Here is a 14,187-nt window from a genome sequence, read left to right as displayed (position 1 = left end):
CTCGGGAGGGGCGAGTGCTAATCATTGGCGTTAGCACTCTGAAGGTGAGAGTGACAACGAAGGACCGGGTCGGTGAGGCCCGCAGGCCGGGTGGGGCAAGGAACCACAAGGTGTGCGAGCCGTCCGTCGCGGGCGCGGGCGCGGTCCGAAGGAATCACCCCCAGTCCTGGAGGGACCACTTCACATGGCCAAGATCATCGCGTTCGACGAGGAGGCGCGGCGCGGCCTCGAGCGCGGCATGAACCAGCTCGCGGACGCCGTCAAGGTGACGCTCGGCCCCAAGGGCCGCAACGTCGTCCTCGAGAAGAAGTGGGGCGCCCCCACGATCACCAACGATGGTGTCTCCATCGCCAAGGAGATCGAGCTCGAGGACCCGTACGAGAAGATCGGCGCCGAGCTGGTCAAGGAAGTCGCCAAGAAGACGGACGACGTCGCCGGTGACGGTACGACCACCGCGACCGTTCTCGCCCAGGCCCTCGTCAAGGAAGGCCTGCGCAACGTAGCCGCCGGCGCCAACCCGATGGCCCTCAAGCGCGGTATCGAGAAGGCCGTCGAGGCCGTCTCCGGTGCCCTCCTTGAGCAGGCCAAGGACGTGGAGACCAAGGAGCAGATCGCTTCGACGGCCTCCATCTCCGCCGCCGACACCCAGATCGGCGAGCTCATCGCCGAGGCCATGGACAAGGTCGGCAAGGAAGGCGTCATCACCGTCGAGGAGTCCCAGACCTTCGGTCTGGAGCTGGAGCTCACCGAGGGTATGCGCTTCGACAAGGGCTACATCTCGGCGTACTTCGCCACCGACATGGAGCGGATGGAGGCGTCGCTCGACGACCCGTACATCCTCATCGCCAACTCCAAGATCGGCTCCGTCAAGGACCTGCTCCCGCTCCTGGAGAAGGTCATGCAGTCGGGCAAGCCGCTGCTGATCATCGCCGAGGACGTCGAGGGCGAGGCCCTGTCGACCCTGGTCGTCAACAAGATCCGCGGCACCTTCAAGTCCGTCGCCGTCAAGGCCCCGGGCTTCGGCGACCGCCGCAAGGCGATGCTGAACGACATCGCCATCCTCACCGGCGGCGAGGTCATCTCCGAGGAGGTCGGTCTCAAGCTCGAGAACACCTCCCTCGACCTGCTGGGCCGCGCCCGCAAGGTGGTCATCACCAAGGACGAGACGACCATCGTCGACGGCGCCGGCTCCACGGAGCAGGTGCAGGGCCGGGTCAACCAGATCCGTGCCGAGATCGAGAACAGCGACTCGGACTACGACCGCGAGAAGCTGCAGGAGCGCCTGGCGAAGCTCGCCGGCGGTGTCGCGGTCATCAAGGCCGGCGCTGCCACCGAGGTGGAGCTCAAGGAGCGCAAGCACCGCATCGAGGACGCCGTCCGCAACGCCAAGGCCGCCGTCGAGGAGGGCATCGTCGCCGGTGGTGGCGTCGCGCTCATCCAGGCGTCCAGCGTCTTCGAGAAGCTGGACCTCGAAGGTGACGAGGCGACCGGCGCCAACGCCGTGCGCATCGCGCTTGAGGCCCCGCTGAAGCAGATCGCCGTCAACGCCGGCCTCGAAGGCGGTGTCGTGGTGGAGAAGGTGCGCAACCTGACCCCGGGCCACGGCCTGAACGCCGCGACCGGCGAGTACGTCGACCTGGTCAAGGAAGGCATCATCGACCCGGCGAAGGTCACGCGCTCTGCCCTGCAGAACGCCGCCTCCATCGCCGCGCTCTTCCTCACCACCGAGGCCGTCATCGCCGACAAGCCGGAGAAGGCCGCCGCGCCTGCCGGTGGTGGCATGCCGGGCGGTGACATGGACTTCTGATCCTCCCGAGGATCACGAGTTCATCGCCGTACGCATCTGCGGTACGCATCTGCCGTACGCGTCTGTACGACACCGAGGGCGGCACTCCCTGTTCCGACAGGGGGTGCCGCCCTCGGGCGTGTCCGGGGTCACAGGGCGGCAGGAAATGCGGTGGCGCATGGGGCGGTTGACGCCTGGGAAGTGTCGATGCGCATGCACATACTGAGGAGTATCCCCACGTGACTGCCACCCCCTCACGCGCCGCCGAGATCCTCTCCCGGCCCACCACGATCAACGGCCTGACCGTCCCGAACCGCGTTGTGATGGCGCCGATGACGCGCATGTTCTCCCCGGGTGGCATCCCCGGCGAGGACGTGGCGTCGTACTACTCCCGTCGTGCCGCCGCCGGTGTCGGTCTGATCGTCACCGAGGGCACGTACGTCGGCCACGACTCGGCCGGGCAGAGCGACAGCGTCCCGCGCTTCCACGGCGAGGAGCAGCTGTCGGGCTGGGCGAAGGTGGCCGAGGCGGTGCACGCGGCGGGCGGCGCGATCGTGCCGCAGCTGTGGCACATCGGCACGGTCCGCAACCAGGGCGAGGCCCCCTACCCGGACGCCCCCTCGCACGGCCCCTCCGGCCTGCGCGTCACCGGCGCCGAGGGCGCGACCCCCATGACCCAGGCCGACATCGACGCCGTCATCGGCGCGTTCGCCGAGTCTGCGGCCGCCGCCGAGCGCATCGGCTTCGACGGTGTGGAGATCCACGGCGCCCACGGCTACCTCCTCGACCAGTTCCTGTGGGCCGGCACGAACCGTCGTACGGACGCGTACGGGGGTGACCTCGTCGCCCGTACGACGTTCGCCGCCGAGATCGTGGCGGCGGTCCGGGAGGCGGTCTCGCCCGAATTCCCGATCCTCTTCCGTTACTCCCAGTGGAAGCAGGAGGCGTACGACGCTCGTCTCGCCGAGACGCCGGAGGAGCTGGAGGCCATCCTCACGCCGCTGGCCGCCGCGGGTGTCGACGCGTTCCACGCGTCCACTCGTCGTTACTGGCTGCCCGAGTTCGAGGGCTCGGACCTCAACCTGGCCGGCTGGACGAAGAAGCTGACGGGCAAGACCGCGATCACCGTCGGCTCGGTGGGGCTCGACGGGGACTTCATCCGGGGCTTCGCGGGTGAGGGTTCGCCGGTCCGGGGGATCGACGACCTTCTGGACGGGCTGGAGCGTGAGGAGTACGACCTCGTTGCCGTGGGGCGGGCGCTGCTTCAGGATCCGGAGTGGGCGGCGAAGGTTCTTGGGGGGCGGGGGGAGGAGCTTCGTCCGTACGACGCGGCTGCGCTGCGCTCGCTGAGCTGAGTTCGGGTGCGGGTGGGTCTGGGTGCGCGTCCCTGGGGGCTGCGCCCCCAGACCCCCCTCGGCCTTCGGCCTCGTCCTCAAACGCCGGACGGGCTGGAGAGATCGTCCTCAAACGCCGGACGGGCTGAAAAGGACGTCCTCAAACGCCGGACGGGCTGAAAGGATCGCCCGTCGGGCCGGCGAGAGCAGCAGAGGAGATCGTTGATGACGACAGGCGTGCGCACCGTTCGTACCGTGGCCGGTTTGGTGCGGGGGCGGGTTGAGGGTGGGCTCGCGGTGTTTCGTGGGGTGCCGTTTGCTGAACCGCCGGTTGGGGAGGGGCGGTTCGGGGCGCCGCGGCCGGTGCGGGGCTGGGAAGGGACCCGGGAGGCGTATGCCTTCGGTCCGCCGCCCCCGCAGGAGTCCGGCATCCAGGGCCGTAGGGGTGTGGTCGACGCGTCCGGGGGCGACGACTGGCTGACCGTCAACGTGTGGACTCCGGAGGCGGATTCGGCCGCCCGGCGTCCGGTGATGGTGTGGATCTACGGCGGTGCGTACAAACTCGGCCACGCAGGCAGCCCCGGCTACGACGCCCAGCGCATCGCGCGAGACGGCGACGTGGTCGTGGTCACCTTCAACTACCGGGTGGGCATAGAGGGGTTCGCCCGTATCGACGGTGCGCCCGCCAATCGCGGTCTGCTCGACCAGGTGGCCGCCCTGGAATGGGTACGGGAGAACATCACGGCGTTCGGCGGCGACCCCGGGCAGGTCACCGTCTTCGGTGAGTCGGCCGGCGCGGGGTCGGTGGCGTCGCTGCTGGCCATGCCGAGCGCGCGGGGGCTCTTCCGGCGTGCTGTCGCGCAGAGTGTGCCCGGTACCTACTTCTCCGACGAGTTGGCGCGCGACATCGCCGGCTCGATCGCGAAGGAGGCCGGCCTGCGCCCGACTGCGGCCGACCTGGCCACCGTCGACCCGCGTCAACTGACCGCGGCGGGCGAGGCGTTGGGCGCCAGGATGCGGACGTACGAGGACCGCTGGGGGCAGGTCGCGCCCACGGCCACGCCCTTCTCCCCGGTCGTCGACGGAGAGGTGTTGCCGTCCACCCCTTGGGAGGCGCTGAGGGCGGGCGCGGGGAGGGACGTCGACCTCCTCGTCGGTCACAACCGGGACGAGTTCCGGCTGTTCCTCGTCCTCGGCGGGCTGCTGGGCTCGATCGGGGAGGAGCAGGCGGCCTGGGCGTTGCGGACGTTCGGGCCGGGGCCGGACGGGGAGCGGTCGTATCGCGCGGCCTTCCCGGAGGCCACGCCGGGAGAGCTGTTCGAACGCGTCCAGACCGACTGGCTGTTCAACATGCCCTCCCTGCATCTGGCCGAGGCACAGCTCACGGGCGGCGGTCGCGCGCACGTCTACGAACTGACCTGGCCGGCTCCGGGCGTCGGAGGCGCCCTCGGCGCGTGCCACGGCCTGGACATCCCGCTGCTCTTCGGCACGTTCGAGGCGGACCTGGGGCTGCTGCTGTTCGCGGACAGCGGGGTGCCGGCGGAGGCGGAGGAACTGTCGGCCCGTTTTCGCAGGTCGTGGACGGCGTTCGCGAGGTCCGGCGACCCGGGCTGGCCGCCCTATGACCGGGAGCGGCGGCTTGTGCAGGTGCTGGACACGGAGGAGAAGGCTGCCGTTTGGCCCTACCCGGAGGAGGCGTCGCGGCGGCTGTGGGAGGGGTACGAGTTCGGCGAGCTGCCCCTGCTCAAGTAGGGCAGAGAGAGGGCTAGAGGTTGCCCAGGGGCTCGATGTCGACCTTTACCGGTGTGCCCCAGACCCGTAGCACCTCGTAGTCGGTGAACTCGTGCACGAGCCGGTACGCCATCGCGGGGCGGGGGCCGCGGCGCTGAGCGTTGATGTACAGCTCGGCCTCGCGCCGGTCGCGGCGCGGGGTGCCGCACAGCTGCCAGACCTGGCCGTTCCACTGCTCGGGCAGCCAGCGCTGCTGGGGCTGGGGGCGGTCGGCGCTGACGCCGTAGCGGGAGGGAGCGGTCTCGGTGGTGTGCGGGGGCACCGGGCCGCCGCTGTACTCGGCGCGGCGGGCGGCTCGGCGCCGGGTCTCGCAGAGCAGGCAGAGGTCGTGGGCGTTCTCGTCGACGGGCCCGTTCGGGTGCTCGGGGCAGCGGGTGGTGGGCGCGGCGCCGGTGACGCTGTCGTCCAGCAGGGCCAGGGCGCGGCGCAGGTCGGCCTTGACCTCGTGGAGCTTGCCGTCCGGTGTGTCGCCGGTGAGGGCCTCGCCGTGCTCGCCGAGGAGGCGGAGGGCGCGGCCGAGCGCGGTCAGCTGGGCGTGGTTCATGGGTATCAGTCTGCGTAGTCCTTGAGCTCTTCGGTATCCAGGGTGAAGCCGAGGGGGTCGGGGAGCTCGACGGGGGTTCCCCAAGGGTACGAGGAGATCTGCTGGTAGCGGCTGTCCTTGGGTTCGCTGTAGACGACGACTGTGTCGTTGTCGCGGTCGATGAGCAGGTAGACGGGGATGTCGACCGCTGCGTAGCCGACGGGCTTGTCGATGCGGTCTCGCTGATTGGTGTCGCGGTCGTGGGAGGTGATCTCGACGGCCATGAGGATGCCGTTGGAGGCGGACCACTCGCCGTGTCCTTTGAAATGTCCCTTGAGTGCGACGGCGCCATCCGTGCGGGCACGGCCCTTGCGGTAGGCCTCGGTCTTGACGCCGGACTCGCCGTAGACGCGAAGGTCGGGGCGGTGCTGCATGCATTGTTCCTGCAGCCAGACGAAGATCTCGCGGTGGTTGCCGTCCGGCACTGCCTTGACCTCTAGTTTTCCGTTGATGTACTCAAGCCGGACGGTCTCCGGCGCCCGGCGCTCCAGTTCCTCGAAGTCCTCGACGCTGAGCGGATCCGTCGTGCGGACCCGGCCGTCGACGTATTCGAGACGTACGTGCGCCGGGGCCGCGGCGACCAGGTCCTCGAAGTCCTCGATGGGCATCTGCGGGCGTTCGGCGGTGCTGGGGGTCATGGCTTCGCCTCCTCCCTTCCATCGTGCCCCGGCGTGATGGCGTCGGACCGTAGGAGCGGTCATACGGGTGCCCTCTCTTGTCGCTTCAGGGACATGGCAGCGCGGATCTCGGACGCGCGGGTGTGGATCACAGGGGCGGGCAGGAGTGTGGCGGGGCGTGCGGGGGCGCGTTCATTCCGGCAGCCGCCGCACATGCCTCCCAGCAGTGCTTCCGGGGGGCCCGGTACCCCGCACTCGGCGCACTCCAGGTGTCGGCGGGGTGGTCGCGGAAGCGGTGGCTCCGGCGGGAGCTTGTCGGTCAGACGTCTGCGGATCAGGGCTGCCGGATGGTGGACGGGGGTGGGCAGGCCGCTGGTCAGGGCGTGGAGTACGGCCTCATCACTGGCTCCACGGGCGAACCAGTCGGTCACCAGCGGGGCCAGGGCCGCGCAGTCGGCCTGGGAGAGCGAAAGGACGGGGGCGCTACGGCCGAGCGCGGCGAGGAGTACATGGGCGCGGGAACGGGTGCGGCGGGGCTGGTCCGGCGGTTCCTCCGGTACGTCACCTCGCGTGAAGGCCGCCCACCAGTCATCGCCGCGTGGTGTGCGGGAGAACCACGATCGGGTGATCCACCGGATGCCCTCGGTGTTGGCCAGCCTCTCGCGTCCGCGCCGCAAGTGCCCTTGTTGCTGAAGCCGGTTGAGCGCCGTCCGGAGAGCGCACTGTCCGTACGGCAGCGTCTTGGCCAGCGTCTTTACGGAGATGTCGGCGCCGTCGGGAAGGCGGTCGATGTACGCGGCGACGGCGGCTTCGCGGGGTGGGAGGTGGGCGAAGTCGTACGCGGTGCGGCGGAGTTGGTCCGGAGCGGAGCGCTTGCCGTAACCCGGATTGGCCATCGGGTGCGGGGACGCGTGCGCGGGCAGGGAGGCGGCACTAAGCTTGGCAACAGCCATGGGATCGAACTTGTCCTTCGATCTTGTAGGTCAAGCCCCCGCCGGTGTTTGCTGCACCTGGCGGGGGCTGTTCGTTATGCGGGCACGCTAGACGATCGTCACTGTGCGTGGCAAACCGAACGCGTCACGTCAACTCATAGGGTGGGAGGGTGGGTTGAGGCCCTCCACCCATTCCAAGAAAAGAGGGCTCGGGGCTGGCGGCTTGAGCTTCGGGAGCCCTCGTCAGACCGTCCAGTAGTCGCGATCCGGGAGTTCGACCCAGTGGTCCGGCGGGCCGAGGACCGAGCGGGCGTCGGTCGGGCGCAGACCGGCGTACGCGAGTGAGTAGGCCACCGCGCTGTGGTTGTGGACGTACGAGAACAGGACCTCCGCCGGGCCTTGCTCCTCGTCCGGACCGCCCCCCGGGTGCAGGTCCGAGCCCTCGCAGACGCCGTCGCGGTGGATGCTGCCCTGGTTGCCGCTCTTGGGGTTGGTGTACAGGCCGTAGGAGACGGTGCCTGCGGAGAGGCGGGTGTGGATGCCGGGCATCGAAGGGCCGTATCCCCACGGCTGGGTGAGGACGGCGCCGCCCGGCACGGTCGTCACGCCGACCAGCCGCAGTGTCTCGTCCAGGTCGTACTCGTACGGGTCCGCCAGCACGTCCGCCATCAGCTCGGCGTCGGCCGGCGTCGCCTCCAGGCGGCGTATCGCCTCCTCGGCGTCGATCCCGGCCGCGCACGCCAGCCCCAGGCCGTCGTAGTAGAAATCGCCGAGCGCCGCGATGAGCCGTCGGCCCTCCTGCACCACCGCGCGCTCCGCCTGCGTCAGGCCGGGCTGAGCCTCGGGCAGCGCGGCGAACAGGTCGGGCTCCGGCCCGGCGAGGCTCAGCCGCCCCGGCGTCCAGCCGCCGTGCCCGACCCACCCCAGGTCGGCTCCGGCGGCGGCCAGCGCTCGCGCGTTCTCCGTACGGTCCGCCACGACCGCGTCCCACAGTGCCGTCGTCCCGTTCTCCAGCGCGTCGACGTCCGCCACGCGGCGGGCCAGTTCGGCGACGGTCTCGGGCGAGCCGAACACGGCCGCCCTGTGCAGGGGGAGGGAGCCGCCGACGCCCCATCTCTCCGGGTCGGCTCCCGCGTCGAGGCGCCGCGCCACGTCCGCGTAATCCTGCCAGCCCCGATAGTCCATGCCCGCCCAGCCGTTGGCGTCCCTGCCCGTCATCCCGTGCCCCTCTCGGCCCGCCGATCTCCGTACCCACACCATCGCAGCCGCCACTGACAACGGGGCTGGGTTTGGGGCTGGGCTTGGGGCGGGGCTTGAGGGGATGGGCCGTTCTACCGGCCCTTCACGTCATCGACGAACGCGGACCAGGCCTCTGCCCGGAACACGAGCTTCGGGCCGTGGGGGGCTTTGGAGTCGCGGACGGGGACGAGGGTGGGGTGGCCGTCGGCTACTTCGAGGCAGTTGTCGCCGCCGCCTCCGCTGTAGCTCGACTTGCGCCAGCGGGCGACTTCCAGGCAGTTGTTGCCGCCGCCTCCGCTGTAGCTCGACTTGTACCAGGCGGCCGTGCTCAGGTCGTAGTCAGAGATGTTCCTCATGGGCGTAATCCTGCGCCAATGCCTCGATCAGGGCCAGGGACTTATCCCGCGAGAGCGCGGAGGCCACGAGGAGATCAAACTTGAACCTCAGTTGGGCGACGGTGGCCGGGGCGTCCTCCAGCCGCCCTGTGCCGACCCCCTCGAAGTAGACCAGCGGAGGGGCGTCTTCGAACTCCATCAACTTCAAGGCGCCCTGCATCGCCGCGTGCGCTCCCGCGCTAAACGGCAGCACCTGCACGATGACCCGACTCCGGCGCATCAGATCCGCGATGCGGAGCAGGACCTCTGCCATCGCCTCTCGGCCACCGGTCTCCCGGCGCAACGCTGCCTCGTCAAGTACCACCCACAACAGCGGCTTTGTTGGATGGTCGAGCAGGCGGGTCCGCTCCATCAGGCCTTCCACCCACTGCTCGATGGTTTCCTGCGGCGCCATTGGGTCGTACGCGCGGTTCACGGCCCATGTGTACGTGGGTGTCTGCAGCAGTCCGGGGATCAGGAGCGGTGTGTACTCCCTGATAGCCGTGGCTTGCGCCTCTGCCTCTGCCGCCTCCGCGAAATCCTCGTGGTACTTGGACTTGTTGGCTGCCCCGCAGTTCCGCAGGAAGAAGCCCCCCGTCCCCAGGACTTCGTCCAACAGGCGCGCATACTCCGGCTGCATCCGCCGCGTCCCCGCCTCCAACTGCCCGATGAACGACCCGCTCACGAACAGCCGCTGCCCCAGCTCCTCCTGGCTCAGCCCCGCCTTCTCCCTCGCGTGCCGCAGCTCCGAGCCCAGCAGCGCGCGCGGCGAAGACGACGGATCGAGGTCCTTCGGTCCCGGCATGTGCAACTCCCTGTCTGACGGAGGGCGTTGTTGGAACGTTTCGTATGGCCAGGTTAGGGGCGTTGTGGCCACGCTGTGTTGCGAACAGCAAACTCAGTGTGGAGGTACGAGCGACGTGCGGTCGACCGAAGAAGTCGTCGAAACCCTGCGGGAGGCCCTCACGGGCGTCGGTGTCACCCTGCCGTCCCTGTGCGTCGATCCCGTGACCGGCGCGAGCGACGAGCCGTTCGCTCTGGTCGACCTCGGGCGCTGCAACGTCCGTACCGCCGAGAGGCTGGCGTCCGTGCTGCGCGGGGAGCGGCCGGCGGTCGGTGCGTACGCAACCGATGCGCGGGACGGGCGGGTCGGCGAGGTCATGGGGCATGTCGGCGGGCGGGTGCAGTTGCGGCCGGTCGGCGGTGGGCGGGAGTGGGAGTGTCCGCCGGAGGCGTTGGGGGCGGCGCTGCCGGAGGAGGTGTTGCGGGCCCGGGTGCGGAGCCGGAACCGGGAGGCGCGTCTGACGTGAGGGCGTCAGGTGGCGGTGAACCAGGCGACGAGCAGGCCGGCTGCCAGGCCCGCGGCGCCCACGATGCAGAAGACGACAACCAGCACGCCGCCGTCGTGGCCGTCGATGAGCATCCGCTTCGGGTTGGCCGGGTCGTAGAAGACGGTCACCACCGCGCCCTGGTGGAGGTCGCCGACCGTGTTCCTGGCGACCGAGGACACGGCCTCCACCGTCCGGCCGTCACCGGTCACCCATTGGACGACCGGCTGGTACATCGTGCGGTTCGAATCGAAGTCGCGGGAGGTCTTCAGCCGGACGACCGTCGCGTGGGTCTTCGTCCCCTCCTGCCGCAACCTGCGCGAGCGTCGCCCGACGACGACGCCGATGGTCATGAACACCGTCCCGAGCAGCAGCGGAACACCCGCCCCGATCAACCCGCCCATGAACCCTGTATCTCCTCGTCACCCGGGACCCGTCGCTGCACGCTACTTCATACGCGAGCCCACCAGTACTGGTGAACTGCCCTCATGAAGATCCTCACGCCCCGAGTCCTCCAAGCCCTCGAACGCTTCAACTCCGCCCACCCCTGGGACCACAACGCCCACTACCACCCGTGGCTGCTGCGGCAGTTGCCCCGCCGTTTCGATCGGGCTCTGGACGTCGGCTGCGGGACCGGTGGTCTGGCGAGGCTGCTCGCGGGGCGGGCGAAGGGGGTGTGCGGGGTCGACTCGGACCCGGAAATCGTGGCCAGGGCAAGGGAGTTGACCGGAGATCAGTACGCCCATGTCGCCTTCTCCGTCGCCGACGCGCCCGATGGGCTGCCCCCGGGCCCGTACGACCTCATCACCTGTGTCGCCGTACTCCACCATCTGCCGCTGGCCGAGTCCCTCGCCTGCTTCCGGCAGCAACTCGCCCCCGCCGGCGTCTTGGTGGTGATCGGCCTCGCCCGTGAGGAGACCTTCGTCGAGCGTCTGCTCGGCAACGTGTCCGTTCCGCTCAACGCCGTCACGGGGTGGATCAAGAACGGAGGGCGTGCGGCGCCTCGGCCTGTCGCCATGACCGCCGTCACCCGGGCCGCCGAGGCCTCGCTCGCCGAGATCGTTCGCGAAGCCGGCCGTATCCTTCCGGGCGCCCGGATCCGGCGGCGGCTGTTCTGGCGGTACACGCTTGTCTGGCGCCGGGACGCGGGCTGAGAGTGCGGGTCATCGATGCCGTGCCAGGCCGCGAGGGCGGGGCGGGTCGAGTCGGCGAGTGTCATTGAGCGCCGGGCGGGACCGTGAAGTACCAGCCGGGGTGCCTGGGGGCCGAGTAGCCGTCGTCCAGCAGCACCTTGTCGACCCTGTTCTTGACCGCCGTGGCGCTCTTCCGTGCCTCGACGAGTTCGCCTACAGCGGTGACGAAGAGATCGCGGTTGTGCTGTGCCAGAGCCTTCTGGCAGTCCTGGCTGCCCTTCCACGCCTGGGCGCCGAACTGCTGCCACAGCAGGCGAGCCTGCGGATCGGGGATCCGGAAGTAGGAGCCGTTCGCCCATCGCGCGACCCTGCTCAGGTTGGTGCAGGTGGGGCGGACTCGGCTCAGGGAGGTCATGCTCACGTCCTTGGCAGCCGTGATGGCACGCAGCTCGGTGACGAAATAGGCGGAGTGGGCATTGGCGTGCCAGATCAGGTAATGCCCGCCGAGGCGGTACCAGGCGTGCACCTGCTCCGCTCTCGTCCTGGCGGACACCGGCGCGTCTGCGACGCCTCCCCACTGCTGCGTGGATCGCTGGGCGGCCGACGGGGTGACGATCCGGACCTTCTGCCGCGCCTGCCTGGCCGTTTCCGTCGCGGCGATCCCCACCGCCACGATGCAGAGCACGCTCACACCGATCCGCAGGCCGCGAACCGCCCGCGGCCCCTCCTTGAGAGGAGCGGCTTTCCGGGTCTTGGGAGGAGCGGCTGTCCGGGCCGGCCGCCACGCCCGGGACGGCCGGACGCGTCGACAGATCGATCCGACCGCGGTCGTGAGCACGGCCCCGATGGCGGCGAGGACCAGCGTGCCGTTCACCAGGGTCGGGAACGCCGGCCGCAGCAGCTGCCAGGCGGGTGTCCAGGTGCAGCCGGACCCAAGGGTGTTCAGCGGCTGAACGCACCCGTCCGAAGAGACGATCAGGAGCGTCCCCGCCAGGCCTGTCAGGGCGGCTGTCTCGGCTGCGATCAGTGCGCCGAGCAGCCGGTAGGGGCCGCTTCTCACGATGGCGGCGACGGCCGCGACCACCGTCGCCGACACCAAGGCCACGAACAGCCACGCCAGGTAACTCCACACGAAGATGCCCCCGCGCTGCTGCGGGCCGGGCTGCCAGGTGTGCATGTACGTCTGCACACCCACGACGGCGATCCAGGCCGCGGCCCCGCCCAGCAGTCCCGGCCACAGCACCCGCCCCAGCCGCGGTACCCCGTCCCCGGGCGGCACCGCGAGGATGCCGGTGTCGGGCAGAGCACCGTCGGCCCAGCGGGGTGCGGCCGCGCTCGGACCGATCGCCCAGGCCAGCAGCGGCACCACCCACAACACCGCGACCCCGGCGGGGACAAGAGGCGGAATCAGCGCGTTCAGCACCGGCGGCAGCACAGCGGTGATCGCGGACAGCATGGCCGGGTGCCCCGTGATCGGGCCAGGGAAGTCGTACCGCAAGGCCGCTTGCACCCCGGGCGCGGAGAACCAGAACCCGTCGGCGTACGGCGCCCCGGCCTGCCCCCACCAGGCGAGCCAGCAGCACAGCACCAGGGCGGCAGCGGCCAGGTTGAACAGCATCACCGGGCGTAGCGTCCGCCCCCGCCACGCCCTGGTGCACAGGCGGGCGCACTGGGCCACCCACCAGGTGTATGCCATGCCGGCGCACACGACGAGCAGCAGGAGCTGGGGCCGGCTGGGAAACCACTCGGCACCCGAGCCGAAGCCGGTGATCAGGTTGCCGCAGGCCATGCCGGCGCCGAGCCACAGCCCCGTCCGCACCCCCGAGGGCACTCGGCCCGACGTCAGCACGGCGTGCGCCACCGCCCGCCACAGGGCGATCCCGGCCACCCCGGTGACGAGGACCGCCGAGGCCAGGAAGACCGCCTGGTTCAGCCAGCCGCCGGACAGGAAGTACGGCGACAGGTAGTTCAGCACCGAGGAGTCGATCAGTGCCGCCGCTGTCCCGGCCAGGAACATCGACAGCGGGCGTATGCCGAACAGCGGCGCGGGATCGGCCAGGACGTCTTGGCGCAGCTCCCATCGTGGGTGGGTGCGCCACACCTCCAGGAACCGCCCTGCGGCCCGCCGCAGTGCGCCGCCGGGTGGGGTCGGGCCCGTGACAGCCCAGCTCCGCGGGTCCGCGCCCCAGCGCACCGCCGCCAGGTCGGCGTAGACCTCCCGGCTGTGCAGCACGTCCGACCGCGCCAGGTACACCAGCGCCACCATGACGATGGGCAGCAGCACGCCCCGCGTCGTCGCCGGCAGGTAACTGGGCCAGTTCGCCGCCCCGGACTCGAAGTAGGTCCCGTGGATCACGGTGCCCTCCCAGATCAGGTAGGGCAGCAGCACCATGGCCAGGAACACCCTCCACAGGGCGACGGTGACGTAGGTGATGGTCACGTCCCGGTTGGCGATGTGCGCGAGTTCATGCAGCAGCACCGCCCGGAAGCGCTCGGGCTCGCGGTTCCTTCGGGCGAGGAGACCGCCGTGCAGACACACGGTCGGACGGCGGTTGCGCCCGAACACCACCGCGCCGGTCGAGGCCGCGGCCGGGTCGACGACCACCCGCGGCGTCCGCGCCAGGCCGGCCGTCGCCGCCAGGGCATCGAGCAGGCGGCGGAGTTCCCCGTCGTGGTCGACCGTCTCCAGCGGCACGACCCGGCCGCGTCCGGCCTTCCAGGCTGGAAGAACGAGGAACAGCACGCCGGCCACGCCGGACAGCAGGACCGGCAGCCCGACGAGCCCCCACCACGGCGGCGGCGGAGCGTACTTGGCCATACAGGCCAGGTACGGGACGGCCTGGCTGAGGGCACTGACCAGAGCGGGCCCGTTACCGATGTTGTAGGGATCCACCCCGGCAGCGAGATTGCAGCCGAGGGCGTCCGAGGTGCGCAGTGCCTGGAGGACCGGCAGCGTCATCGCACCGCTGGCCGCCAGCAGCAGGACCAACAGCATCGCGAAGCGAACGGTCGTGCCCACACCGATCGAGCGGTCGGCGAACTGAGCCCGTGGATCAGGCGCAGTCATCGA

Annotated in this window: 13 protein-coding genes; 5 read left to right on the top strand and 8 right to left on the bottom strand. The window is 70.3% G+C overall.

The features are described from left to right. The first annotated feature begins 184 nt into the window (after positions 1-184). From groL to OG870_RS21105, 3 genes are all read left to right on the top strand, one after another. Positions 185-1,807, top strand: coding sequence for a chaperonin GroEL (gene groL / locus OG870_RS21115; protein WP_115907423.1), 1,623 nt, complete (start codon positions 185-187; stop codon positions 1,805-1,807). 218 nt (positions 1,808-2,025) lie between these two features. Then, on the top strand, positions 2,026-3,141 hold the full coding sequence (locus OG870_RS21110; RefSeq protein WP_266583544.1) for an NADH:flavin oxidoreductase: 1,116 nt from the start codon (positions 2,026-2,028) through the stop codon (positions 3,139-3,141). Positions 3,142-3,345: 204 nt separating this feature from the next. Beyond that, entirely contained in the window at positions 3,346-4,872 is a 1,527-nt protein-coding gene (locus OG870_RS21105) for a carboxylesterase/lipase family protein (protein ID WP_327691277.1), read from the top strand. A gap of 13 nt (positions 4,873-4,885) precedes the next feature. Here OG870_RS21105 and OG870_RS21100 read toward each other — a convergent pair whose 3' ends face one another. From OG870_RS21100 to OG870_RS21075, 6 genes are all read right to left on the bottom strand, one after another. Continuing rightward, complete coding sequence (locus tag OG870_RS21100; protein ID WP_266516727.1) at positions 4,886-5,455, bottom strand: hypothetical protein; 570 nt, start codon at positions 5,453-5,455, stop codon at positions 4,886-4,888. Positions 5,456-5,460: 5 nt separating this feature from the next. Continuing rightward, a complete protein-coding gene (locus OG870_RS21095; protein WP_327691276.1) occupies positions 5,461-6,132 on the bottom strand; it encodes a Uma2 family endonuclease in 672 nt (223 codons plus the stop codon). A gap of 59 nt (positions 6,133-6,191) precedes the next feature. Continuing rightward, entirely contained in the window at positions 6,192-7,064 is an 873-nt protein-coding gene (locus OG870_RS21090) for a hypothetical protein (protein WP_327691275.1), read from the bottom strand. Between the two features lie 222 nt (positions 7,065-7,286). Next, positions 7,287-8,261 (bottom strand): ankyrin repeat domain-containing protein, encoded by a 975-nt coding sequence (locus OG870_RS21085; RefSeq protein WP_327691274.1) that lies wholly within the window; start codon positions 8,259-8,261, stop codon positions 7,287-7,289. A gap of 113 nt (positions 8,262-8,374) precedes the next feature. After that, entirely contained in the window at positions 8,375-8,638 is a 264-nt protein-coding gene (locus OG870_RS21080; protein WP_327691273.1) for a DUF397 domain-containing protein, read from the bottom strand. Beyond that, positions 8,622-9,461 (bottom strand): helix-turn-helix domain-containing protein, encoded by an 840-nt coding sequence (locus tag OG870_RS21075; RefSeq protein ID WP_327691272.1) that lies wholly within the window; start codon positions 9,459-9,461, stop codon positions 8,622-8,624. The genes OG870_RS21080 and OG870_RS21075 overlap by 17 nt, the downstream gene beginning before the upstream one ends. Positions 9,462-9,576: 115 nt before the next feature. Here OG870_RS21075 and OG870_RS21070 point away from each other — a divergent pair, with 115 nt between their 5' ends. Continuing rightward, on the top strand, positions 9,577-9,966 hold the full coding sequence (locus OG870_RS21070) for a hypothetical protein (protein ID WP_327691271.1): 390 nt from the start codon (positions 9,577-9,579) through the stop codon (positions 9,964-9,966). Positions 9,967-9,971: 5 nt separating this feature from the next. On the opposite strand, the gene OG870_RS21065 is transcribed toward OG870_RS21070, so the two are convergent. Next, positions 9,972-10,388: a DUF3592 domain-containing protein gene (locus OG870_RS21065; RefSeq protein ID WP_327691270.1), complete on the bottom strand. Its 417-nt coding sequence runs from the start codon at positions 10,386-10,388 to the stop codon at positions 9,972-9,974. Positions 10,389-10,472: 84 nt separating this feature from the next. On the opposite strand from OG870_RS21065, the gene OG870_RS21060 reads away from it, so the two are divergent. Continuing rightward, positions 10,473-11,138, top strand: coding sequence for a class I SAM-dependent methyltransferase (locus OG870_RS21060; RefSeq protein ID WP_327691269.1), 666 nt, complete (start codon positions 10,473-10,475; stop codon positions 11,136-11,138). A 61-nt stretch (positions 11,139-11,199) separates the two neighbouring features. On the opposite strand, the gene OG870_RS21055 is transcribed toward OG870_RS21060, so the two are convergent. Beyond that, complete coding sequence (locus OG870_RS21055; RefSeq protein ID WP_327691268.1) at positions 11,200-14,184, bottom strand: M48 family metallopeptidase; 2,985 nt, start codon at positions 14,182-14,184, stop codon at positions 11,200-11,202. Positions 14,185-14,187: the final 3 nt, after the last annotated feature.

Source organism: Streptomyces sp. NBC_00461, from assembly GCF_036013935.1.
Classification (GTDB): domain Bacteria; phylum Actinomycetota; class Actinomycetes; order Streptomycetales; family Streptomycetaceae; genus Streptomyces.
This window is presented reverse-complemented; position numbering and strand designations above follow the sequence as displayed.

Excerpts from the sequence above, each read along its gene's own strand:
- OG870_RS21085 (WP_327691274.1), bottom strand. The coding sequence starts at position 8,261 with ATGACGGGCAGGGACGCCAACGGCTGGGCGGGCATGGACTATCGGGGC.
- OG870_RS21090 (WP_327691275.1), bottom strand. The coding sequence starts at position 7,064 with ATGGCTGTTGCCAAGCTTAGTGCCGCCTCCCTGCCCGCGCACGCGTCC.
- OG870_RS21055 (WP_327691268.1), bottom strand. The coding sequence starts at position 14,184 with ATGACTGCGCCTGATCCACGGGCTCAGTTCGCCGACCGCTCGATCGGT.
- OG870_RS21080 (WP_327691273.1), bottom strand. The coding sequence starts at position 8,638 with ATGAGGAACATCTCTGACTACGACCTGAGCACGGCCGCCTGGTACAAG.
- OG870_RS21075 (WP_327691272.1), bottom strand. The coding sequence starts at position 9,461 with ATGCCGGGACCGAAGGACCTCGATCCGTCGTCTTCGCCGCGCGCGCTG.
- OG870_RS21060 (WP_327691269.1), top strand. The coding sequence starts at position 10,473 with ATGAAGATCCTCACGCCCCGAGTCCTCCAAGCCCTCGAACGCTTCAAC.
- OG870_RS21100 (WP_266516727.1), bottom strand. The coding sequence starts at position 5,455 with ATGAACCACGCCCAGCTGACCGCGCTCGGCCGCGCCCTCCGCCTCCTC.
- groL (WP_115907423.1), top strand. The coding sequence starts at position 185 with ATGGCCAAGATCATCGCGTTCGACGAGGAGGCGCGGCGCGGCCTCGAG.
- OG870_RS21105 (WP_327691277.1), top strand. The coding sequence starts at position 3,346 with ATGACGACAGGCGTGCGCACCGTTCGTACCGTGGCCGGTTTGGTGCGG.
- OG870_RS21095 (WP_327691276.1), bottom strand. The coding sequence starts at position 6,132 with ATGACCCCCAGCACCGCCGAACGCCCGCAGATGCCCATCGAGGACTTC.
- OG870_RS21065 (WP_327691270.1), bottom strand. The coding sequence starts at position 10,388 with ATGGGCGGGTTGATCGGGGCGGGTGTTCCGCTGCTGCTCGGGACGGTG.